Source organism: Rhodobacter capsulatus, from assembly GCF_052363185.1.
Classification (GTDB): Bacteria; Pseudomonadota; Alphaproteobacteria; order Rhodobacterales; family Rhodobacteraceae; genus Rhodobacter; species Rhodobacter capsulatus_E.
In genome coordinates this window covers 2,960,374-2,983,848 of sequence record NZ_CP198955.1, presented here as the reverse complement: position 1 = coordinate 2,983,848, position 23,475 = coordinate 2,960,374, and the positions used below count along the sequence as shown (strand labels likewise).

Below are 23,475 nucleotides of genomic sequence, written 5' to 3'. Positions count from 1 at the left end.
GCTCGGGGCTGAGAGTCTTGGGCGGCTTGAAGCTAACTCTTCTGACCGTTCGTGCCCTCGCCGATAGTCTGCACGTATGTAAACTCTGAATATTGGCGCCTTCGAATGGCTGCTTGCGCGCTTGGCTTACCCACCGAAGACGGTTTTCCAGATGTGATCGAAAAGCCCGCGGGACCACTAGCTTTCATAAAGATCCAGTAGCAGATCCGGGTTTCCGCCTTGCCCGCGCAACTCTTCGAGAAGCTGATGCATCAGCCGTTCGTAGCGAGAGGCTGCGCGGACGAATGTAGTATTGCAGTTTCGTTTCCTGCCAAAATCCTCGATCGTCCTTTCGACCGCCGCCCCTAGCTTCTCGGCCAAGGGGTCCTGCCCGATCACCAGCGCATTGCGGGTCTTCAGACGACAGCGCAGAAGCCCCGCCATCAGGAAGGGAGCATAGTTGAACTTGGTGTAGTCGGTCCCGAGTTGGTCGTGAAATTCGTAAAGCACCCGGGCGACAAGGCGCTCGATCTCGGGTCGCCCCAAAGCCATGGGCGCGGTATCGGAACGCGACAGAAGGAACGCAGCAGCGGCGGTTTCTTGTCGATACGACCAGTCTTGAACGGGCCGCAGAAACAGCCGTGCAATCGTGGAACGCTCGTCAGCTTCGCCACGACAGGTCCGCCCAAGCCCCTGACAAACCAGAACCCAACTTGCGGCATTGAGGATGAAGGGATGGCGGAACAGCGGTGAGCGCGCCTCCCATGCCTCAAGCAGCAGCGCGGGCAGTTCAGGTGGTGACCTACGGAACTGCCATGTCAGGAACTTCAGAGATTGGTTGTCGTCTTCGATCCGCCCGGCGATGCGATCCTTGACATGCAACAGCGCCCGCTCCGTCAGCCGGTCCAGAAGCTCACGTGACTGCGCCGGCACGTCGTCGGGCAACAACCCGTCGCTGGAAATGCAATATTGCCCCTTTGGGCGGGAGGCGAGTTTTGTGGCAAGCCCCGCCCAATCGACCGCCTTGCGCGTGGCGTTCTCCGCCAGAAGGGTGGAAAGCCCCGGACCTTGTTCGGAATCCTCCCAAGGCGCCATGCCGCAGGGCAACACCAGCCGCTTCGGGATCGTCGCAGGGGCGTCGTCCAGCTCGGCCACCAATTCTTCCCAAGGTTTTTCGATCTCGGTTGCGCCGTCCCAATCGATGGTGAATTGGCGCGACAGCATCGGCGCCTCGATGATCAAACGGGCACGACCGGCTGCTGGCACCTGTTCGACGCTGAGCGCGACGGGCACATTGCTCGACACCGGAGCGCCGATATCGACCCGCGCCTTGCGGGGCCATTTGACCAGTTCCTTGCGCAGATGCACCGAAAATTCCGACTGCCCGGACTGGATGGCGAAACGCGCCGGTTGGGATGAGCGATAAACGCGGCCTGCAGGCAATGTCGCCTCTGCCTCGATCAGATCGTAGCTTGCCGCCCCCAGGTCGCCCCAGACTATGGTGGAAATCTGCGGCAGGAAATCGAAATAGACGGGCTCACCCTCGGAGTGGCGCCGCGCGGCTTCAAGCGCACCGCGCGCGACGACGTCATTGGGCAGATCAAGCAATGGCATGGAAAGCGAAGCCGAAAGGCGCCTCAGCAACGCTGCCCGCAGTTTCCCGAAGGTCAGGGTCTCGACCAGCACCAGATCGCAATCGCCGAGTTTTTCGGCCATGCCGGACGGGAACACGGCGTCGGGCAGAGCAAAAGTATCAGGCGGGGTGATCTGAAAGAAATCGCCGCGATCGGTACGAAGGAGTTCGGGGCGGGTGACAGCGCCGAGCGCCAAGGCTGCAGCACATTGCGACTGTTCAGCCCAGTCTCCCCTGTGCTGGGGATAAAGCGTCACAAGCTGCTCCTTCGCCGCGGCAAAGAGCCCGGCATAGCCCAGAGAGGTCTCGATCGGATCGGCGGCGCGGCGGCGTTCTGGGGCGAAGAGATCACGTCGACGTCCTGCTTCCCGGCGCAGGCGCAGGCGTTGCAGCGTGAAACCTTCGGCGACGTGTCCGATGATGCCCAGCATCAGATCGTCGTGCGGTTCAAACGGCGCGTCTTCGCGGGCCAGACAACCAAGCACTGCCAGGACAGACCGCCAGACGAGAAGTCCGCGCCCCAATCGCCCCTTTGCTACGGCCGCAAGAAGCCTCTCCTGCAGATGCTCGCTCCCGGATGGATGTTCGTCGATCGCGACCGCGCAGACCTTTGCGCCGGCAGCAAGTCCGGAAAGTGCAGCTGCCAGCCGATCCGGGGGGGCATCGGCACGGGTCAGAAGCGAACGCACAGATTCACGACGCGCGGGATCACCCACTTCCCCCCACCCGCCGCCCCGCCCATGGGGAGCAATGGCGGCCTGAGCGCCACCGATCCAACGTGCTCCACGCCCTTCACCGGTTCGAACCACTGCGGGATTCAGGACCGCACCGCCAAGATGGACTCTCTCGGCCCCCAGATCTTCCTCGCCATCCGGTCCGATCTGCCAGTTGCGGGCGGCACGATCGCTCCAACCGTTGAGATCGTAGCCACAAAGCTTCCGATCGCTCATGCACCACCCCAAATATCACGCGCCAGAAACGCCCGGATCGCGGCCCGTCCCTCTGCCAAGGATGCGCCGGTTGCGTCGAAGGCGACGGCCTCGACGAAGACCCCGCCGCGCTCGGTTGAAATCGCCTCTGGGACATGGTGGCCTGGGGTCAGGATCAACCCATGTCGGATCCGCTCCTGTTGCCCGGGCACGCGCGCAAGATCGGACAGACGCCCGGCCGCCTGATGGGCAGCTGCAGGCAGGTCGAGCCGCTCCATCGCATGCGGCGTCCAGACCGCAACGCGATGCGGAAAGGCGCTGCGATCAAGCGGGTCCGAGATTCGCAACGCAACATGGGCGCGCGCAAGGGTCAGAAGCGTTCCCGGGCGCTCGGGGCGTGCCATCACCTCGACGACACGCCCGATTTGCCGCAACCAGAAGACCGCAATCGGTCGTTCCTGCTCAAACCAGATGCCATTGGCAGATTCTGCGAGAAAACGGATCGGCGACTGCGCGATCAGTTCGGCATCTTCGACATCATGAAGCGCAAGCACGATCGCCAGGACGGAAAAGTCGGTCCATGTCTGCGCTTGCCAGGCCCAGAGTTCGTCAAGCGCCTTCTCGCGCTTGAGCAACGCCTCCCAAGCCTCGCGGATCTTGCGATAGGTACGATCCTCAAGCAGAACATAGTTGGGTGTCACATCCGGTTCGGCGATGCCGACACCAAGATCGTCCAGCTCGTGCGCCAAGGCCTTGCAAAACTTTACATATCCCTGGACGAGCTTGAATCTCTGGCTGCCCTGGGCACGGGGGTGTTCGCGCAGCCATTCCCGCCCCACCTCCACTGCCAGAAGCAGATACGCATGCGCGACCCGGTTCTCGAGGGTGTCAAAATTCTGATGCCGTACGACCGCCATGATCCGTTGCTCGGATCCCGCCCGTTCCGCAGTGGTCCGCCCCGGTTGACGCGACAACCAGCGCATCGACGCCCGGTCCATTTCCTGCACCCGATCGAGGGGGGGCGGCTCCCGGTGCCGCCGCAAGACCCGGCGGATGTGGTCGCGAAACGGTTTCAGGATTGGCGTCAAGCCACGGGCCTGCCGCACGATCTCGGCCATGCGGGGATCTTCTTCGTCCTCCGCTCGATCCCAGGCCGCGCGCAACCGCGCCCAGAGCGTCGAGGGATCGTCGAGGGCCTCGCCCAGTTCCTGCACCCGCGCCGTCACTTCGTTCATTCGGGTCAGCGCGGCAAGGGCCTCAAGATCTGCTTCGGCCTCCTTGCCTTTGCGCGGCCGGGGCGGAAAGCCCTCGCGGGCGGGCCCCTTTGCTGCTCCTCGGCGCGGATAGGGGTGCTGCAACAACAAGCGTGGCTCACCCTTCGCCTCGCCCCGCATCAACAGGACATGCTCGCCTCCCTTGTCGCTCGCGGCGACTTCGGACAAGAGACAGTGTCCCGGCCCGAAGGCCTGATCGTCTGGAAGACCCGTATCGGCCCAAGGGCGCGCAAGCCGCAGCATCAGCGCACGACCCCCTTCCAGACGAATTGCCCGGTACCGCCATTCGTGGCCGCGTCAACGGACGCCTGGATGGCATCGGCAAGGGCGTCATCGCCGAAGTCGGCCGCCTTGCGCCGCAAATCATCGAACTGCTGGCTTCTGTCCTCGACATCGACACCGCGCAACTTCGGCAGCAGGCGCATCTCGATCTGATCGGCCAGCGCCATGTTGACCCGATCCCCGATGCCTTCAGCTTCGGGATAGGCCCCCGCATAGGCGAGGATGGCACGGCCGAGACGATGGCCGAAAGGTTTGCCGAAATCCTGCATGAGCGCCAGCATCTCGTTCACCCGCCCTTCGGCACGGGTCATGTCGGCCGACTGCAAGCCGCGGGCGCACCACTTTTCCCATACCGAGCGGCTAAGCGCCTCTTCTGGCATCTGGCTTTCGGTGCCCTTTGCTTTGGCGATCTGTTTCGGCGCCCCGAACCGCATCACGTTCGCCCGGTCAACCACCTTGTCGGAGAGCGACTGTGTGCTTTCGTCCTCGTTCATCGTGCCTGCAAAGAGCAGGTTGTAGCCTGGGAAGATCCGCGTCGGCTTTTCTGACTTGGGGATCTCCAGTTCGATCTCGGCATCCTTGCGAAGGTTCTCGCTGTCTTCCTTGCCCCTTGCGGGGCGACTTTCGAGACGGCTCAGGAAGTCCGAGAAGTAATACTCGACCCGCGCGAGGTTCATTTCGTCGAGCAGTACCATCAGCAGCCGATCCGGCACCGCCTCGAGGTTGTTCTGCGCATCGAGTGCGAACATCGCCCGCGCCATGTCGGTGGGGCGGAAACGCCCCTCGATATAGTTGTAAAAGCCCATCAGATCCTGCGGGCTGTCCCAGCGTGGCTGCACCGGAACCTGCAGGAAACCGATGCCCATGCCTGCCGCATACTGGCGCGGAAGCTGGCTTTTTCCGGTCCCGGAAATCCCAGCCAGAACAGTCATCTGTGTCGTGTCATTGACCTTCATCGCGGTGTGGAACGCGCGCAGGGTCCGATCCGGATAATCCAGCCCGAAGGCTTCGAAACGCTGCCGCACCCGCTTGATGGCATCGGTTTCCGCGATGATCGCGCTTTGCTTCCAGGCCTTCAGCTGGGTAACGACCTGCGGCGGTTGCTTGAGTTCGCGCAAGGCATCGTCGTCAACCGCCCCGGTTCCACCCGCGGCAATGCCCCGCGCCTTTTCTATCTCCTGCTCGAGCGTTGCCTTTCGGGCGCGAAGCCCGTCGAGATGCTCCTGCGCCAATGCCCTCTCGCGCGCTACATCTGCGACTTTCTGCTGTCCGATCATCACCTCGGCGGCCAGTCGCTCGCGCTCTTCGCGCAGGTCCGTCTGTTGCTGGCGGACCGTTCCGAGTTGAGCCTCGATGCCAGCCAGATCGGTTCGTGCCGCAGTCAACCGCATTTCAATATCTGCGTTTTCGGATTCGAGCCGTTGCGCTTCGCGTTCCAACGTATTCAGCCGCACCAGCGCAGCGGTGCGTTCTGCCTCCAGATCGATGGCTTTCTGACGCGCGGCCGCAAGTTCCGCTCCGATCTGGTCCAGTTCCTGGCGGCCGCCGACAAGCGATGCCCGTGTGGACGCGATACGTTCCTCTGTTTCGGTAAGTTCCGATCTACGAGATGTGAGCAGCCCTTCGGTCTCGGCAATCTGCGTGCCCAATCTGTCTTCGATATCCCGCAGGTCGGCGACGCGCTCCTTCGCAGCCTCAAGTTCCTGTCGAGAGGTCTGCAATTCGGCGACGCGCGCTTCGAGTTGACGACTTTCCGCCGTCAACGCATCGATCCGATGCACAAGACTCTCAGCCTTTTCAAGCCGTTCACGCACGTCGGCAAGATCAGCTCGGGCCGAAGCGAGTTCCGCGTCAACGGTCAGTTTCACCGTTTGCGCCTCTTCCGTTTCTCGACGTAAAGCAGCGACTTCTTCTCGGCGCGCCTCCATCTGGTTCCATTCGGTTTGCAACTCGGCGAGCTTTCCAGAGAGGGCATCAAAATCGGCCCCGACATTGGCCAAGTTCGCCAAGGCTTCACGCCGCTTCGTCAGCTCCTCTTCGAGATCGGTCAGGGTTGCGCGCTTTTCGTCGATGCGGGTGAGAACAGCGCGCTCCTCCTCGATCGGTCCCGCCAAGGACACGACCTTGTCGTGCCGCGTTGCAAGAAACAGCGTGATGAAGGACAAGACCGCGAGCGCAACCGAAAGAGCCGCGAAGATAATAATATTTGCCGTAAACATCTTCTTGGTCCCTTATTGTCCGGCGGTGGCAGGCGCGACGGGAGCCGCAGTGGGAGGGGTCGAGCGGGCCGAGTCGATCTTTTGTTCGATTGCAGCCAGTTCTGCCTGAGCTTGCGAGGCGCGGTCGCTGGCGTTGGCTGCATCGGACCGGGCTCTCGCAATCTTGTCGTCCAGTTCGGAGATCTGGGAACGCAGATCGTCTCTTTCCGCGCTAGCGGTCATGACGGCGTCGCGTTCAGCCTTGGCCTGCGCCTTTAGGTCGTCAAGAGAAGCTTCCAATGTTTGCACCGCTTGCTCAAGCTGCGTCTTATCCGCCTGCAATGCCCTAATCGAGGCTTGCAGCGCGCTTTGCTCGGCCTGATCCGCCGTGATCTCTTGATCGAGCGTTGCCTTGCGCGCGGTGGCGCCAGTCAGCGCCAATTGGGCCGCCGACAGTTCGGTCGCTGTGGTCGCAAGATCTGTCCGGGCCTTCGCCAATTCTGCCTGTTTTTGCGTCACGACCGCTTCAAGCGCCGTCTGGTTTGCTTGAAGTTGCGTAATGGCGGCCTTGGCTCCCTCGGTCTGCGCGAGTTGCGCCCGCCGTTCTGCGACCTGTCCCGCGAGAGCCGTGGCCTGAGATTGCGCGTCGTCACGTTCCGCCTTGGCCACTGACAGCGCCTTTTGCGCTTCGGCCAACTGAGTGCTTTGCGCTTCGATCTTTGCCGTAATTTCGGTCAGGCGCGCCTGTGCGTCATCTGCCTGCGCCGTCAGACTGCGGCTGCGTGCCTGCGCGGCCTGGACTTCCCCTGTCAGGGTTTCGCTTTTCGCACTCAGATCCGAGATTGATGCATCAAGCGCCGACTTCCGCGTTTCAAGATCAGAAACCTTCGGGCCAAGCTCCGCCAGTCGCGCCTCGGCCTTGGCCTGATCCGAGCGGGAGGTCGCCAATCTCGCCTCGACATCTGCAAGCTCTTGGGCCCTTGCTTCGAGCCCCTTGACCTGTGCCTCAAGCTCCGATGCCTGCGCACGCAACGGTGTCAGATCGTCCTGAGCCTTTTCAACCTGCCCGCGCAGATCGTCACGGGTTTTCGTCAACCCATCGACATCCTTCGACAAAGCGTCCTTTTCCGCGGTCAAGTCTTCGATCGCTGTTGCGGCTGCGGATTTATCCTTGACCAGAGCGTCGATGTCCCGATCAAGCACGCGCTTCTGGCTCTCCAGACCGCGCACATCCCCGGCAAGATCTTCGGCCTTCGCAATCGTCGCCTTGGCTTCGGCAAGACCTGCCGTGATCGTCTCCAGCTTTGCCGCCGCCGCATCGCGGTCGGAAACGGCGGCATCCCGTAGCCGGATCGCCTCGGCCTTTTCCGTCTCAAGCTTCAGCTTTTCGTCGCGCAGCGCGGCGACCGTCTGGTCAAGTGTCGCGCGTTCGCTCACCAGAGCATCTCGCCCGTCTTGCAGCCGGGTCCGTTCGGCGGTGAAATAATCGATGTCTCCCGCGATCTGGCCAAAGCGATCATTCAGACCACTCATCTGCACCCCAAGCACCCCCAGACCTACGACCGAGACGGCGGAAAGGCTGGCGGCAATGATCGTATGGGTCCGCGATCTACGAAAGGTCTCGTTCGACGAGGTCAAGGCACGCCTCCATGTTTTGGGCCAGTTCGTCCACCCAGAACCGGCGCACCCGCCAGCCAAGGGACTTCAATTGATGGTCCCGCCAATGGTCCGACAGCTTGCGTCGGCCATCCGCGGTTTGGTGAAATTGTCGCCCGTCCACTTCGAGATCGAGCTTGATCCCGCCGGTGCCGAACAGCGCGAAATCGAGCCTGCGCCCGGCGATGTCATATTGCGGCATCGGGTTCAGGCCACGCCCTTTCAGGGCGTGATAAAGAATACGTTCCCAATCGCTGTCGAAGACCCCTTCGCCTGTGCGCTGCCGCGGTTCCGTGGCTGCCGCGGCAAGGGAGGCAAGGGTTCGGACCGTCCGTGCCCGGGCAAAATCCAGATCGCCGAACACATGCGCGACCGCCCGTGCGCGCGAGATGGCGACGTTCAGACGGCGGTGATCCTTTTGCACGAAGCTGATCGACGTCATGCGACTGCTGGCCGTGAGTGTCGGCGAGAACAGGATCACGTCGCGTTCCTGCCCCTGAAATCCGTCGACGGTTGCCACGCGAAACTCGGCGGCGACGAGCTTTTGCGGCGGGATCGCCCTGCGGATGGCCTCTTCAATGGCATGGACCTGCCCCCGGAATGGCGAAGTTACGCCCAGCGTGCCCGAATATCCTTCGTGAACCAGCAACCGTTCGACATGCGCGACGATCGCCGCCACTTCGGCCCGGTTGACATTGTTGGCATCAAGCGTGGCCGGGGGCGGCACATGGGTCCAGGCAAGCCCGGGTTTCACATCGACGGGCGCGCGGATCGTTGCCGGGTCATAGGCGGTCTTCAGTTCCGATCCGTAGAATTCGCGGCTGATATAGTCGACGATCGGACCGACGGACCGATATTGCTGCCGCAACAGGATCCGCTCTGCCCCCGGCATCCTCTGCGCGAAATCGAAAAGCGATTGCCGACTTTGTGCGAAGCGGCTCATCCGCGCGACAGGAAGCCCCTGCGCCTGCATCAGGTTGCGGTCCTGCGCCTGCCCAAGCTGCGGGATGAAATTCAGTTGCCGATTGTCGCCGACAACAACGGCGCGGCGCGCGCGGGCAAACAACGGCAGGGCAGAGGCGATGTCGCATTGGCTCGCCTCGTCGAAGATGACCAGATCGAAAAGCCCCGCCTCGAGCGGCAGGCGCTTTGGCGCACCAAGCACGGACACAAGCCAGAGCGGACGATGGGCAAGCACCGACTGTACCAGATCCGGCGGCAGTCCGGCCTTGGTCCCGGCGAAATCGAGGTCGGCCTTCGCCTCGTCAAGTCGATCACGGGCCTCGTGGGAAACGGTGGTGCGTGCCATCAGCACCGCCGCAAGCACCTTGCGGGCCAGATCCGCAATCTCTGCCGTCAAGGCGATGACATCAGGCGGATCGGCAAGGCCGTCACGCTCGGTGCGCAGCCTCGCGAGGTCGTCCTCAAGTGCGGCAAGCCCTGAGAGCACGACGCCCGCCGTTTTTATGTTGGCAGGGGCGCGCGCGAAGAGAGATCGCAGCAGGGACAGCACGCGCGCGACAAGGCCCGAACGAGGTGCCTGATCCGGCACAGATGTCGAGCCCTCAGGTTGCGGAAGTTTCCTGCGAGCCTCGATCCTCTCAAGCAGATCGGCGAGCGCACATTCGATCTCGCCCCGCCGCGCGACAAGATCAAGCGCCAGAGCCCGGTTCATCGCAAGCTCGGTCAGCCTGTCGCGCAGCAGATCGTCGAGAGGACGCGGTGCCCCCGTGTCTCCCTGTACAAGGTCACGCAGAACCGTTGCAAAGGACCGATCCACCTCTCCCGAAGGATCGAGCGTGCGCACGACGAAGGGCGCCTCGGGGGCAAGGCCTCCCAAGCGATCCTGAACCGCATCCAGCGCCTGATGGTTCTTCGAGGCGACAAGCACCGAGCCTCCCGCCATCAGCACCGAAGCTGCCATCGACACGATCGCCTGCGACTTGCCCGTGCCGGGCGGGCCGGTGACGACGGTCAGAGGTGCCGAACAGGCGGCTCGAACCGCGCCGATCTGTTCGGCATTCAAGGCGCCGACATTGAGCGCGGGAATGGCGGCGGGCGGATGGGCGGAGGTCAGCCCCAGAAGCGGCGCCAAAGCGCTGCGAGCCAGCTGCGCCTCGGGCCATTCGGCGATTGCATCGAGATCGCGCACGGCACCAGCGGTAAAGCTGCTGTCCTCGGGCAGGAACAGTGCCGCCGCGTCGAAGATGCCCTGTGCCTGCGGATCGATCTCGGGGCAAAGCCATGCGCCAGACAGCTTGCCCTTGACCAGAGTGGCCGCAGCATCACGAAGACGCGACAGAAATTCTTCGCCCTCGAGACCAACGCCATCTGCCTCGGCAAAGACCTCTTCCAGATCTTTCGCCGACCACCCGGAGTTGCGCGCGGTTCCTCGCAGCCAATCCGGGTTCAACAGCACATCATCGGCCGAGACGTCGATTTCCAGAAAGCCTGCCACACGGCGCCATTCGGCAGCAATCAGACCCACGGGCCAAACGGCAGGTGCGCCGGACCGGCGCCCGAACGCCAAAGGCCAGCCAATCGCCAACGCATTTTCGTTTGCTTCACGCTTCACCAGGGCCGCGCGAAACTCCGGCGCCAGCGCGTCAAGATCAATGCGCAGGCGCACCACCTGGCCCGCCTCCGGCAGCAGGGGCCCTTGCCCCGAAATCAAGTGCCAAACCGCCCCGTGGCGATCGAACGCCTCGGTGATCGCCCCCCTCGGATCGGCGCGCAGGGCCGAACGCCAATAGCGCAGCAGCGCCTTCGGGTCGATCCGGTCGCTGTCGGTCGCACTCTCATCGGCCAGCGGCGCGGCCGTGATTTCCGTCCGGTTGAAAGCCGCCGCGACGATCGTCGCCGACTCGACAGGAGCGCCTGCCGATTGGGGGATGCGCTTGCCGGGCGACGCCATCGGCGGAGGATCAATCGGTATCCAGCGCCCGTCGTGACGCCTGCGGATGCTTCCTTGCCGGGCCAGAGCCTCAAGTTCGCCCAGAAGCGCCATACGTTCTTCATGCCGGAATGTCGTTCCCAGAAGTGCGTGAAGCTCCTCCGTGGTGCGCCCGCGGGGAAACGCCTTTACGGTGCGCAATACGACAGACATGTCTGCTCTCAATCCAGAAACACGGTCAGATTTGGCATTTCAATAGTCGACCTCATCAAGTGCAGAGGCAGCTTTCGATTCATAACATCAGGTAATATTTCAATTTTTTAGCTACCATGCAAGCTGTCGTTACACGGTCGAGACGATTAATCCCGGTCCTGTTTCACTTCGGGATCCAGTGGATTTCCTCCCCGACATCCGAGAGCATTCCGTCGACTTGGTCGCAGCCACCGTGAAACCAAGATGGCTACGCTGCAATCTCCACGGCATGCCAGCTCGCATCGGATCGCAGGCAGGGCCGCATCGACGCCATGGCGAAGCGAGGGGATATTTTTTATACGTGCATCATTTCGTTTTTCGCATTTGTCTTTTTATTCAATGCGTTACACTTGACTCGCCCCGAATCTGCGGCCATCATCCCCCTCGATATCACTGCCAGAATCCCCACCGGGCCGTTCGTGGCGCCGATCGTTAGCGGTCGGCCGCAGCCGGGCTGCCCATCCCGAAACCGTTGATCTTGCGAAGCCTTGCCCGGTCTCGAGCGGTATTCGCATGTGCGCAATTGGTGCCCGCCCGGTCGATATCGGCCGGTCCTTTGCGGCTGCCCGGAGAGTCCAATGCCATTGCCCAAATCCCCCCGCCCGCGGGCATGCATGCGCATGCCTCCCGAAGCGCCTGAGCAAGAGTGCCCCATCGCGGCATTCGCCCGCGCAACCGGATTTTGCATTTTTTCGCACGCCCCGGGAATGACACGATGACCAACAGGATCGATATCGTCCCGCCCTTGCTTGGCCTCGCAGACCCGATCGAGGTGATGAACGCGCTGCGCAAACGCTGGCGGGCGCGTCATGGCAACGTCGGATACTTCCCGACCAACCGGGCACAGCCCCGCATCGAAGCCTGCATCAAACGCAAGCTTGCGACCCTGCCGGGCATTGCCGAGCTCAAGTCCGCGCAACGCGAATTCCTTCGCCGCCTCGCCCGCGAAGGGGCGCTGGTCGTCGGTCCCAAGACGGCCCATGAAGTCGACGAACTGATCGCCGCGCTGCATGCCGAGGCCCCGTGGATGTCGGCAGTGTCGACGGCGATCCGGCAGCAGTTGCTCGCGGTCCTCACCACCGGTCGCAGCGGGCTTCTTCTCCGGCCGATCCTGCTCGTGGGGGATCCGGGCTGTGGCAAGAGCCATTATGCACGCCGTCTGGGCGAACTCGCCGCTTTGCCCGTGCGCCGGATCGATGTCGGCGGTGGCAGCGCGGGGTTCAGGATCTCCGGTCTCGAAAAGGGTTGGTCCGGCACATGCCCCGGAATCCCGGTCGAAACCGTGCTCGCCAGCCGCACTGCAAACCCGATGATGATCGTTGACGAAGTCGACAAAGCTGGGGTCCTGACCAAAGAAAGCGGCACGAGTGCAGCGTTACCGAGGTTGCGCCAATGTTCTACCTGCAAATCAAGCATCAGTGGATAGACCGGAGCTTCGGGAGAACTCGTTTCTCGAGCGCCAGCGACCATAGCGCGCCGGATGGCGATGTCAGACACGGGCACCCTGAGCAGCCAGTCTTCAGCATCGGAATCCGAGAGGCCACCCAACAGATGTTGATTTCCCTCAAGGTCTTTACGCCATTGGGGGTCATCCCCCCATGGCAGCCGCTCGCGTGAGAAGAACAGGGTCAAAAGCCCGTTCGTCTCAGTGATCAGGGAGCGCAGGCAGTTGTCGAGCCGGTTGTCTCGCCACTTCGCGCCGGTGCCTGCCCCTTCATGCACGCGCTCGTATTCGTCGACGAAAAGGACGAAGCGATCCTCGGGATGAGCCACCAGATGCGCGTTCAAGTCTTGCGCCAGTATCCAGGGCATTGCTTCTGACATCTCGTGCGGCTCGATTAACTTCCCGTCTCGGTAGAGCACATTGACATGTGTATGGGCCCGCTTGATCCAAGATTTTTTTGCCTTGTCTATGGCCCATATGCTCCCTTTCTTGATCAGAAAACCGAGGACTGGAATCGTCGACGCCTGTTCCGAGAGGAACTCGCGCGTTAGGGTCACAAAATCATTCGCGTTCTCGCTTACCAATTCGCCTGATCGCGAAAGCCACGAGTTTTCGATAACGGGAAGATTTTCTGCGCCGCGTGTCTGCTCCCACATGATCGCAAAAGCCAGATCGAAGGCGGGGAAGGCGATGCCTGCGCGCGACATGGCGTTGCGGATCCAGATCAAGAGAAGATCTGGATCCGTTAGCGAACGATTGTGTAGGTCCAGCATTGCGCAGCGCAGATGCGCGAAACGACGGTCCTCGCTCCTCGTTGCCATGCGAAAAAGTTCTCGTGCGAGGGCGGTCTTTCCTTGGCCTCCCACCCCATACCAAGTCCGAATTATACAACCTTGAGTTGGTATCGAGGCCGCCGCATCTACAAAGGTCTGTTTGGGCTCCTGTCGATCGACGAAGATGGTGGCTGCGGACCTTCTCTCAAAATCCTTACGCGGCTGAGCCATCCCACCTCCAACGAACAATGCGCCAGTCAATGAGTAGCAGGTTCGGATGCGTGATCAATCGGAGGAAGTGTTTGTCGATGCGGTGTCGTCGCGCGCGCTTTTCCGATGGATTTTGTAGGGTACTCGCGTTTGCCTCAGGCGGCGGGACCGCGCGATGTCACCGAACGACGGCTATTGCCTGATTTCTATGGATTCAAGGCAGAGACCTTACTGTCGTCCCCCCGTACCGACGCAAAGCCTTACGCTGCGGCTCGCCCGAGTGACGGCTTCGGCGTCCCGCGCTGGGAGGGCCGACCGGCGGCTCAGGGCCGCTCTAGAATGCGCGACGTGTTTCCCGAGGAACCGTCTAAGTATCATTGACCTGCGGAGTTGTCGGTAAACCACCGACCGAGGCAGAGCCAGTCACATGCCGCAGCTGGGGGACCAGCGGGCCTGCGCCGCGAAGATGGGGCATACGCCAGACGAGCTTTCCCGACCTGCTCTTCATATAGTGCCCCCGGACCCAATGGGTTCTTCGGGGCATGCCTTCACGCCGATCAGCCGAGACATGGTCCTTCATGGCCTCGACTTGGCCGCGCCCCGCCTTGCCTAGGGTGATCCTCGTGATGAGCGTGTCAGTAAGCACCTTGCCGGACCGCTCAGCCTGGCGTCTCTCATGCCTAGGGTGGAGCGAGACCTCCTGCGCATCGAGCATGCCGTCATGGCGTAGCAGGGTGGCTATCGCGACGGCCGACCCCAGGAAGTTTTGATTCATGGCGAGTTCTTCATCGATCATGCTATCCGAAACCTGCATGCCCACAGCTTCGAACAGCTCTTTTGTGGGCGTCGGGATGGCCGAAGCTCCAATACCTTTGGTGATCATGCAGCAGGCACTTGGGCTAACGGTGTTCTGGCGAATGGCGAAGCGCTGGGTGTAGATTTCCTCCTCGACCTGCGTGACGAGACCCAGGACGGAACCGTCATTCTGTCGCATGATCCCATCCGCCCCCAAGAGAGGTGGCATGATGATCATGGTCGGAAACGGCAGCTGAACCTGGGAGAAAAGCTCGTCCAGCCCATCCCGCTTCATCTCGTTGATCAACTCGTTCATCATCCAATAGGCATCGATATCGATCCGGAAGACCTGGGCGTCATCAAGGATGGCGAGCGACCGCTCCCGATAGTCCAATAGCTGATCCATCAGGCCCGTGGGCAACTCTGCTGGCCTCACCCCCCGCATCTCGAGGATCTGCCGAGGGTAATCCGTGAAGAAGAGTTTCAGCTCCTGGACCATGTTATCACCTACCTTTGAAGCCGAAGCAGACCTGATGACGGCATGGCCGTCAATATGGACAGGCTTGTGAAGACAATTCGCTGCCTCCGCTCTGACGGCATCTAGCTATCGGATTTTTCCGCATCGTGCCACAAATGACCGCTTCCGAGAACTTGCGCGGAAGCAAATGCGCACTCTGAGCCGGCTGCTTTGGGCCGCTTGCGATATAGCAGATCTTTGATCGGATCAGGGATTCACTCGCACCGACCGGTGTGTTACCTTTCGCCATATAGGCGAAAGGGCATGTGTGGGACCAGATGGCTAGAAGTGATCTCCTTGTTTCTTTGGTGAAGGCAGGAGCGTCTGGCGACCGGTCGACATTGACTACAGCAGTTGAGGCGCTGGTTGCCGAGGAACGCGCAAAGAGCCATCATGTCCTGGCCGACAAACTCCACCGGGCGCTCGCTTCGGTGCCGGTTTCGGCGTCGAGCGAGCTACGGCGCACCGGCGCACCTGGCCGAGATTTCGTCATCGAATCGGAGCCGCGCGTAGAGCTAGCTAGCCTAATCCTGACCTTGCCAGCTGAGCATTTGACCAAGCAACTCGTCGAGGAACATCACCGCGCCGACCTGCTACGCGCCCAAGGCATGCAACCGCGCCATCGCGTCCTCCTTTCCGGCCCGCCCGGCAATGGTAAGACCTCACTAGCCGAGGCGCTGGCGGAAGCCATCGCGGTACCGCTGCTTACCGTTCGCTATGACGCGCTCGTCGGCGCCTATCTAGGCGAAACCAATGCAAGGCTCGCTCGGCTTTTTGACTACGCCCGGACGACACCGTGCGTCCTTTTCTTCGACGAATTCGACTCGGTCGGCAAAGAGCGCGGCGACATCCACGAGACAGGTGAGATCAAGCGCGTAGTCTCCTTCCTCTTGATGCAGCTTGACCAACTGCCGAGCTATGTCGTGGTGGTCGCAGCGACCAACCACGCTGAACTGCTCGATCGCGCCGTCTGGCGGCGTTTTCAGTTGCGCATCGATATGCCGCTACCTTCGCGCGACGCTGCGGCCGTCCTGATCGATCGTTTCTTCAGCGCTTGGCCCGAGCCTGCCGGCTTGTCAGCGACCCAGGTTGCTGACCGAATGGGGCCATCGAGCTTTGCCGACATCTTTGAACTCTGTCAGAATATCCGGCGGCGGCACATATTGTCCCAGGGGGAAGAGACGCTAAAGAGCCTCCTCGCCCAGGAACTTCGTCTCTGGAAAACGCGCATAAAGCCGGAGAACGATGGCCAACCTACCGAAACAGCCTCTGCTGCGTCTCGACGCAGCCCCAGAAATCCCAAGAAAAAAGGGCAGGAGAGTTCCTCCGCCTCGTAGGCTCGATCCGGTGGCACAGGCCGGCACACCTGCCGGTCGGAAACTTGCCGGGCTGGCCGCGCAACTCGACGCTTCCACGCCGATTCTGCAGTTGCGTGCCAATCTGGACGCGCTCGCGCCAGAGCGCCTGCTCGTGTTCGAGTTGACGGGCGGAGTGACGCAGTTCACCGAGGCAGTACGCCTCGTGCCCGGCCTTGAGTTTCTAGGTGCTGAGGATCTCGACGAGGACGAGTTCGACAACAATCCGGTCGCATATCTGATGGTCCCGAGCGAAGCAGCGCTTCGCAACATCGTCACCCTTTGGCGAGGCTGGCAGAAAGACGGCAATGTGCCGCCGCGCTTCAGCACTTGGAAGGCCATGCTTTCGCAGCTACGCGACATTCGGTCGTGGGGACCTCAGGACCGCGTGACGACGTCCGATCACGACGTCTTGGTCGAGGAGTACGCGCGAAATGCCGCGCGAATCCGGGTCGAGATCGAACTCGTTTTTCGCCGCGACGGGGACACGACCGAGGCGGAGGCTCGTGCGGGCATCCTCGCCGTAGGCGGAGTCGTCGTTTCGCGCTCAAGGATCACTGGCGCCGGCTATCACGCATTGCTGGCCGACCTGCCGGGGCCGGCGCTCGCCGATATCATCGCGCGCAACCCTGCGGGCCTCGCCGGGCTCGAGGCAGTACTCCAGATACGTCCGCAAAGTGTCTTCCAGCTTGTTCCATCCGAAGAGATTGGCGAAATCCCTGCCGGCGGCGCGCCGGCGCTCGAAGGCGATCCGATTGCCGCCATTTTCGATGCGGTCCCACTTTCGCAGCACCCGCGCCTTGCCGGCACGCTGAGCGTTGAGGACCCTTTCGACTTGGAGGGCTTAGCTGTCGGCATGCGCAGCCATGGCACAGCGATGGCGAGCGCCGTAATCCACGGCGACATCAACGCCCCATGGAGTCGGCCGCTCGAACGTCGCGTCCACTTCGTCAACATGCTCTACGCGCCAGCTGAACCCGACCAACACGAGCGTTTTCCCGACCTTTTGCCGGCCGACATGTTTGAGCGTGCGATCCTCGCCATGCGTACCGGCGATGCACCGACCGCGCAACATGTCCTGATCGTCAACGCCTCTCTTGGCGATCCCAACAAGCCTTTTGCCGGGCGCCTTTCGGGCTGGGCACGCGTCGTCGATCATCTCGCCGCCACCTATGGAATCCTTTTCGTGATCAGCGCCGGCAATCATCTTGCCCCGCTCGAAACGGAAAACATGACCGCGAGCGCATTCGAGGCGCTTGATCCTGCCAATCGCGCACGGGTGGCACTACGCGCCAGCGCCCAGCAATTGGCGACGCGGCGTTTGCTGGCCCCGGCCGAGTCTATGAACGCAATTACCGTCGGGGCGCTGCATGCTGATCAGTTCACCTATCCGAATGCTTTGCCCGCCTATAATTTCGATGTCTGGACAAACACCGGCCTCTGCTCCGTGTCGAGTGCGCTCGGGCCAGGTCACAACGGTGCCACCAAACCTGAAATCCTGGCACCGGGTGGGCGCCATCATGTTCGCTTGTCGCCACAGGGCGCCAAACTGCAACTGCGGCCTCTCCGCGAAAACGCAGCAACCTTCGGCGGGATCGCGGTCGCAGCGCCGCCTTCGGCGACATCACTTGGACCGAATATCGTCGCTCGTTCGATCGGAACGAGTGTCGCCGCCGCGCTCGCAACCGGTGTCGCCGCACGCGCCCATGAAGCGCTCGAAGCCGCCTATCCGGACTTCGGCGCGCTCCCGGCTGCACAACGCGCGTGCCTACTGAAGGCGCTTCTGGTACATGGCTCGCGCTGGACAGACGCACGCGATCTCCTGATCGAAGTCTTGGGGCCGCCTGAGGGCAAATTTCATGTCCGGCAGAAGGACAATGTCCGCCGCTATATCGGATACGGCGCCTTCGATCCCGATCGCATCATAAGTTGTGCCGACGATCGCGCTACCCTGTGGGCCGTCGGCACGCTTGCCGCTGACCAAGGCAAGCGCTTCAGTATTCCTTGGCCGGCAGCCATGAACGCCAAGGCGCAGCCGCACGGCTTGTCTGCAACACTGGCCTGGTTCTCGCCGCCGCGTCCGGGTGCTGTTGCCTATCGAGCGGTGCGGATGAAGATCGTGGAGCCCACCGAACTCGGCACCGCCGGCATCAAGGCGAGCGCCTTTCAGCCCGACCCCAACCAAGCGCACAAGGGTACCGTGGTCCATCGCCGTTGGGAAGGCGACAGGGCTGCGGCGATCGCCGCCAACGGCTTATTCAAGCTCGACGTTCAGCGTGAGGCCGACGACGGCGACACGCCCGCCAATTTCGCGATTGTCGTGACACTCGAAATGCCAGGCGAGATCCAAGTATATCCAGGTACTCAATCGCATCGCGCTCAAGCCGCAGGTGCCGGTCGCCATTTGAACAGCTCCAGTACTCTGCACCGGAGCACCAGCAAGTCGAGCGAGTAACGGCCACTTTTGGTAATGGAAGTGTTTCGTTTGAGCGACTGTAGTGGGGCGCGAAGCAGACGTTGACTATTGGGGGCCGAGTGGCGGCTTCGGTGAAGGTTTTTCGACGCGGGCCGGGTCGTGAGGGTGGCGTCTAGTGCTCGGCCCGCGTTGGAAAACCTCCCAAGGACGAAGCCGCGAGGAGCCTGGAGATGGCTATGGGGAAAGAGCGCTGCCGGCGAAGTTGTCGCCGAAATCATAGACGTAGACGAAGACCGCCTCGGGCTGGCCCAGAAAATCGAGAAGCCGCACATCGGCATAGTCAAAAACCCGAGGGCCGTCGAAGCCATCATCCAGCAGATCCGGATCGCCATATCGTAGACCGCCAATCTGGAATTCGTGCAGATGCGCATCGGTCCAACCGAAGGCCGCCTGCAGAACGCGGTGGAGCTTGGCAAGGGTCCAGTCCGACGGGACGAGCAATCGGCGCCAGATCGGCGGGTCGATTTCGATCAGCCTGACATTGAGTTGCGCGACCTTGCGTTGCGAAAACACCTTCTCCCTCCTCGCCCGATGCCCGGCGCTGATCATGGCGGCGGGGGGCGGCGTTGTCACCTGTTTCGGCGCGGGGCGGGGGCGGCATGGGGCGGGTGCCCGGTCAGCAGCCACGCGCGACGCCTCTTTTCGCATCGCGGATGCTCGAGACGTTTCGGGACGGGGTGACGGTGGCCGACGTGGCCCGGCGTCATGGGGTTTCGGCGCCGCAACTGCATGCCTGGCGCCGGGCCGCGCGCGAGGGGCTTTTGCCGATGCCGGAAGATGATGCCCTCGGGCTCGTGCCGATCGTGGTGAGCGGGGGCGCCGGGCCGGGCGATCAACCCGAGACGAGCCTTCAGCTGGAGATTGTCGGGGTGCGGATCCTCGTGCCGACCGGCTTCGACGCGGCGCATCTTGGGCGGGTGGTTGCGGCATTGCGGGAGACACCCGGGCCGGGCGCACCTCACGCAGATAATCTGTGACCGCCGTGTAACCGCCACCATATCCCATGCCCCGGATCTCGCGCAGAAGGCGCCGCCCGGAGAGATCCGGAAAGGCAAGGATACGTTCCTTCAGGTAGGGCTCGAAGGGCGCGATCTGGCGCGGACGCGGTTCCCGCGGCCCATAAATCGGCGCGACGACGCCAATCTCCAGATGTTTGCGCACCGTCTTTCTGTCGAGGCCGAGCTTGCGCGCGATCGCCGAGATCGAAAGCCCCTGCCGTCTCAAGTCATGGATCATGACAACTTCCCCAAGTCTGACCACCTGCTCGCCTCCCATCCCGGTCGACTGGATCAGGCGGTGGATTATGGCCGTTGCCAAGCTGCGGGGGGCATGCCCCCCGCAGCTTGGCGCTCAAACCCGGAAAACTGGGGAATTTTCAAACGGCACTTTTGGGGAACATACGAACGGCATCAATAGAGCTGAAAACTCTCCGCCACGATCCGCGCCTTAACTTCATCCGGCCAACGCCGATAACCCCGTGTCCGCGAAATCACATCGATCCGGCCACCAAAACCTTCGCCTCCATCCGCCATCACGGCCTCCTTCTGAAACTTCAGAAGGAAAATCGCCGTTCACGCGACCGGCTGGAACCGACGATTTCAATGGGTCAGAGACGGCGCATACGCACAGGCGCATCGTCTCGATCTGGTTTCCCCGGCTGGCAAGTGACCGGGCCCTGCGCGCCTGCCCGGTCGATCGCCCCTTCGTCCTGTCGCAACGGCTGGGCAGCGCCGAGACGATTTTTTTGCCTGAACGCCGGGGCCGAGGCCGCCGGTCTTCGCTCTTAACGGGCACGAAGCGCATCGTGGGTCTCTGCGCGGCCTCGCAGATCGCCTCCGCGTCCGCCGCGTCGTTCTTCTGCCGCTTCACGAAGGGTTTGACGTAGGCAGGCGGGATGAGACGGACCTGGTGGCCCAGCTTGCCTATCTCGCGGCCCCAGAAATGCGCGCCGCCGCAGGCTTCCATCGCCACGACGCACGGCGGCATCTGCCCGAAGAAAGCCAGCACCTGGTCCCGTCTCAGCTTCTTGCGCAGAACCGCACGCCCCGAGGCGTCAGCGCCATGCGCCTCGAACACATTCTTCGCCAGGTCGAGCCCGACCGTGATAATCTCCGACATGACCGCTCCCCTCTGTGGATCGTTGCAGACCCACCTTGGCATACAGATGCCGTCGGGGGGCGGTCACATCATCAACGCCCAATGCGTCTCATTTTGCAACATTTTTGTGATAGCTCCTCACATTGTATGCTGCCTTGCCAAGTGAGCACCGATGTCGTGTGCGGGCGATTTACGGGTTTGAAGATTTTAGAATATAAAATTATCCTGGGTCAAAATTCCACATATATCACTGAGGCGTATCTGGAAGTCCGCCTCAGAATCTCCATCAACATCCCCTCGCACCAACCCGTCACCATTGCTTGCAAAGTCAAGCCAAATGCCGTAGGAAGCTTCGTGATTTTGATAACTAAATGCCTGGTGACCTGCGCGATTTATGTTTGCGTCAATCATCGACAAGTCGATATGATCGAAACTCAATTCAAACCCTTCAACGACGTCATTTCCGCGACCTCTGCTATCAATTACGCTACTAACAACTATCACATCAGAAGCTTGATCCGTGCTGAGGTAAATTAAATCTCTGCCAGTGTCGCCGTTTATTGTGTCTGCGCCATTACCAGCCCTAATGATATCGCTGCCACCACCTCCATTTATCAGATCCGCCCCGCTGTTGCCTGAAAGTGTGTCGCTCCCGATGCCGCCTCTAATGGTGTCACGGCCGTCTGCGCCACTTATCTGGTCGTCACCGTCCATACCACTAAGAGCATTAGCCCCTGCATTGCCGATGATTCGATCATTCCCAGCAGAACCTACAATATTCTCAATAGAAGAAAATTCTCCGCGCCAGCCCCAATCCGTATTCGTCCTGCTTTCTCTAAGATCAATCCCAATGCCGTCAGGAAAATCATTCAGGAACCGAATTGTATCTTGTTCGGCGCCACCCACAATGACATTGTTTGAGTTGGTGCTGATCCAAATTGTGTCATGGCCGCTTCCGCCGTTGAGTGTATTGTTGCCTGATCCACCGTAAAGGTTATCATCGCCGGATAGGCCTGATAGAAAATCATCTCCCGCCTTGCCTTTTAAAGTGTTATCGCCTGCATTTCCATAAATTGTGTTGTTTGATGCATTTCCAACCCCGCTCAGGTCTGTGTCGCCACGCAGGCGCAGAAATTCTATTCCGGTACCCATTTCGAAGGAAACACTGGAATATACGGAGTCAATATCAGAGCTGTAGGCTAAAAGGTTTGACTCGATAACTCGAACGCCAGAATTGTCGACATAATATACATCCGAACCACGGCCTCCTATCAAACGGTCTGATCCGCCAGCCCCAATCAATGTGTCGTCACCACCTGCACCGAAAATGGTGTCATTTCCTATGGAACCAGTCAAAGTCTGATCGCTGTCGCCCCCGCAAATGAACCCTGTGCCAGATATTTGCGGATCGTCCGGATATCCCTCTGGATAAGCTAGTGAACTGCGTATGTTTACAAGCGCGATGCTAGTCATTGCTTCGAAATTGGCTGTCAACTCAAACCGTTCATTAATCGCTTGAGCCGCCAGACCTGCCCCATAACCTATAACAAGTGATGTGCCGCCGGACATTACCGTCAAGCCAACGTTCGATAACCCTGCGATGGTTGATAAAGAACCAGTAATGAACCCCCCGGCGCCACTTTGAAATGCCAGGCTTGCCAAACGATCACCTATTAGGAACGGAACATATTCGTCTAAGAATTCATAGGCATAACTAACGTTACTTGATGCGATCGTATTCCTGATAGCCTCCATTCCGTCCGCAAGGTGTAAAATATTCGCTATAATGTTCGGCGCATCAGCGAGGAAAGAGTTGAGAGTCGCCTGAGATGGGGCCCATCGACCCATCTGACTTAAGAAACTTGTGAAATCCTGAATATTGCTAAGGTCTAAAGCGGATCGCGCAATGTCATCATTGGCAAAGCCGTCAAAAACGACAGCTAATTGCTCTACTCCGGCTCGCGCCAACTCACGCCAATCAACTACCTCTCGAAGAGCAGGAGTGGCCAGCGCAGCATCGGCAATCGCGTTAAAATACTCGGTAGCTGTCGTTCGAAAGTCTTCTATTGCGTCCCAAATTTGCTGCAGCGCCTGAAGTTGTGACGAGGTGTATGGTGAGTAGGTGATCTCTTGAATGTGGAAATTCTGTGGGTACCAAATTCCATCGATTTGAACGACGTCTTGCCAGGCCACGACTATGGTGTTGCTATCAATAACAGCTACTTGAGCGTTCGCCTCTCTTATAGAGTTAAGATTGCATGTAATTGGGATTTCTTCGACAGGATGCGAATCATTGCCCGACTGAGCGTAAAGGATGACTGAGATGTCATTTACAGAATCTTCACCCCAAAGACCTGCAGATACCCATGCAATTCCATCAATTTGATCCGTGCGTTCGTTGTCGTTGCCCCAGTAAATCTGTACGCTGGAACGTGTACTTGCGCCGATGTAATATAAATGGTATGAATCAAAATCTTCGCCGAATTGCAAGTTTCTAAAATCGACACTACCATCTTCATACAAGGTGCTCAGATAGGCGTGGAGTGATCCATCGGGGTAAGAAATATAAATATCACGCAAAGTTGATATTTGGCCGCTGAGGGCATAAACAAAGTCACGTCCGAGTTCATAAGGCATCTTGAATCCTGCGCAAAATATCTCGCTCTGACCGGTTTGATTTTATCGCGCGGCGCTAAAAAGGTCAAGGATTAC

General features: G+C 60.6%; 13 protein-coding genes and 2 pseudogenes. 3 read left to right on the top strand and 12 right to left on the bottom strand.

The genetic code is table 11. From position 1 onward, the window contains the following. Positions 1–177 precede the first annotated feature (177 nt). The 8 genes from ACTTAG_RS14640 to ACTTAG_RS14605 all read right to left on the bottom strand — a co-directional run bounded on the left by ACTTAG_RS14640 (position 178) and on the right by ACTTAG_RS14605 (position 14,817). On the bottom strand, positions 178–2,562 hold the full coding sequence (locus tag ACTTAG_RS14640) for a hypothetical protein (protein WP_444462957.1): 2,385 nt from the start codon (positions 2,560–2,562) through the stop codon (positions 178–180). Then, the gene (locus ACTTAG_RS14635; protein ID WP_444462956.1) at positions 2,559–3,983 is read right to left on the bottom strand and encodes a hypothetical protein; all 1,425 of its coding nucleotides are present in this window, start codon (positions 3,981–3,983) and stop codon (positions 2,559–2,561) included. Before ACTTAG_RS14635 ends, ACTTAG_RS14640 begins: the two co-directional genes overlap by 4 nt. 74 nt (positions 3,984–4,057) lie before the next feature. Further along, on the bottom strand, positions 4,058–6,316 hold the full coding sequence (locus tag ACTTAG_RS14630; RefSeq protein WP_444462955.1) for a chromosome segregation ATPase-like protein: 2,259 nt from the start codon (positions 6,314–6,316) through the stop codon (positions 4,058–4,060). Between the two features lie 12 nt (positions 6,317–6,328). Further along, the gene (locus ACTTAG_RS14625; RefSeq protein ID WP_444462954.1) at positions 6,329–7,933 is read right to left on the bottom strand and encodes a hypothetical protein; all 1,605 of its coding nucleotides are present in this window, start codon (positions 7,931–7,933) and stop codon (positions 6,329–6,331) included. Continuing rightward, on the bottom strand, positions 7,905–10,958 hold the full coding sequence (locus tag ACTTAG_RS14620) for an AAA domain-containing protein (protein ID WP_444462953.1): 3,054 nt from the start codon (positions 10,956–10,958) through the stop codon (positions 7,905–7,907). Before ACTTAG_RS14620 ends, ACTTAG_RS14625 begins: the two co-directional genes overlap by 29 nt. A gap of 433 nt (positions 10,959–11,391) precedes the next feature. Continuing rightward, positions 11,392–12,243: a hypothetical protein gene (locus ACTTAG_RS14615; RefSeq protein ID WP_444462952.1), complete on the bottom strand. Its 852-nt coding sequence runs from the start codon at positions 12,241–12,243 to the stop codon at positions 11,392–11,394. Further along, a complete protein-coding gene (locus tag ACTTAG_RS14610; protein WP_444462951.1) occupies positions 12,243–13,544 on the bottom strand; it encodes a hypothetical protein in 1,302 nt (433 codons plus the stop codon). The genes ACTTAG_RS14615 and ACTTAG_RS14610 overlap by 1 nt, the downstream gene beginning before the upstream one ends. Before the next feature lie 346 nt (positions 13,545–13,890). Beyond that, on the bottom strand, positions 13,891–14,817 hold the full coding sequence (locus ACTTAG_RS14605; RefSeq protein WP_444462950.1) for a hypothetical protein: 927 nt from the start codon (positions 14,815–14,817) through the stop codon (positions 13,891–13,893). A 296-nt stretch (positions 14,818–15,113) separates the two neighbouring features. Between ACTTAG_RS14605 and ACTTAG_RS14600 the strand changes: the two genes are divergently transcribed. Beyond that, complete coding sequence (locus ACTTAG_RS14600) at positions 15,114–16,172, top strand: AAA family ATPase (RefSeq protein WP_444462949.1); 1,059 nt, start codon at positions 15,114–15,116, stop codon at positions 16,170–16,172. 10 nt (positions 16,173–16,182) lie between these two features. Beyond that, positions 16,183–18,645: a S8 family serine peptidase gene (locus ACTTAG_RS14595; RefSeq protein WP_444462948.1), complete on the top strand. Its 2,463-nt coding sequence runs from the start codon at positions 16,183–16,185 to the stop codon at positions 18,643–18,645. 195 nt (positions 18,646–18,840) lie between these two features. Here the strand turns inward: ACTTAG_RS14595 and ACTTAG_RS14590 are convergent, their stop codons facing one another. Beyond that, entirely contained in the window at positions 18,841–19,179 is a 339-nt protein-coding gene (locus ACTTAG_RS14590; protein ID WP_444465259.1) for a plasmid pRiA4b ORF-3 family protein, read from the bottom strand. Positions 19,180–19,319: 140 nt separating this feature from the next. On the opposite strand from ACTTAG_RS14590, the gene ACTTAG_RS14585 reads away from it, so the two are divergent. Next, positions 19,320–19,643, top strand: coding sequence for a transposase (locus ACTTAG_RS14585; RefSeq protein WP_444465258.1), 324 nt, complete (start codon positions 19,320–19,322; stop codon positions 19,641–19,643). Here the strand turns inward: ACTTAG_RS14585 and ACTTAG_RS14580 are convergent. From ACTTAG_RS14580 to ACTTAG_RS14570, 3 genes and pseudogenes are all read right to left on the bottom strand, one after another. After that, positions 19,609–19,941 (bottom strand): annotated as a pseudogene (locus tag ACTTAG_RS14580) (helix-turn-helix domain-containing protein); the annotation flags it as partial. The gene ACTTAG_RS14585 and the pseudogene ACTTAG_RS14580 sit on opposite strands and share 35 nt — an antisense overlap. A gap of 498 nt (positions 19,942–20,439) precedes the next feature. Continuing rightward, positions 20,440–20,784, bottom strand: a pseudogene (locus ACTTAG_RS14575) (IS110 family transposase); the annotation flags it as partial. 186 nt (positions 20,785–20,970) lie between these two features. Continuing rightward, on the bottom strand, positions 20,971–23,400 hold the full coding sequence (locus tag ACTTAG_RS14570; RefSeq protein ID WP_444462947.1) for a calcium-binding protein: 2,430 nt from the start codon (positions 23,398–23,400) through the stop codon (positions 20,971–20,973). Positions 23,401–23,475 lie beyond the last annotated feature (75 nt).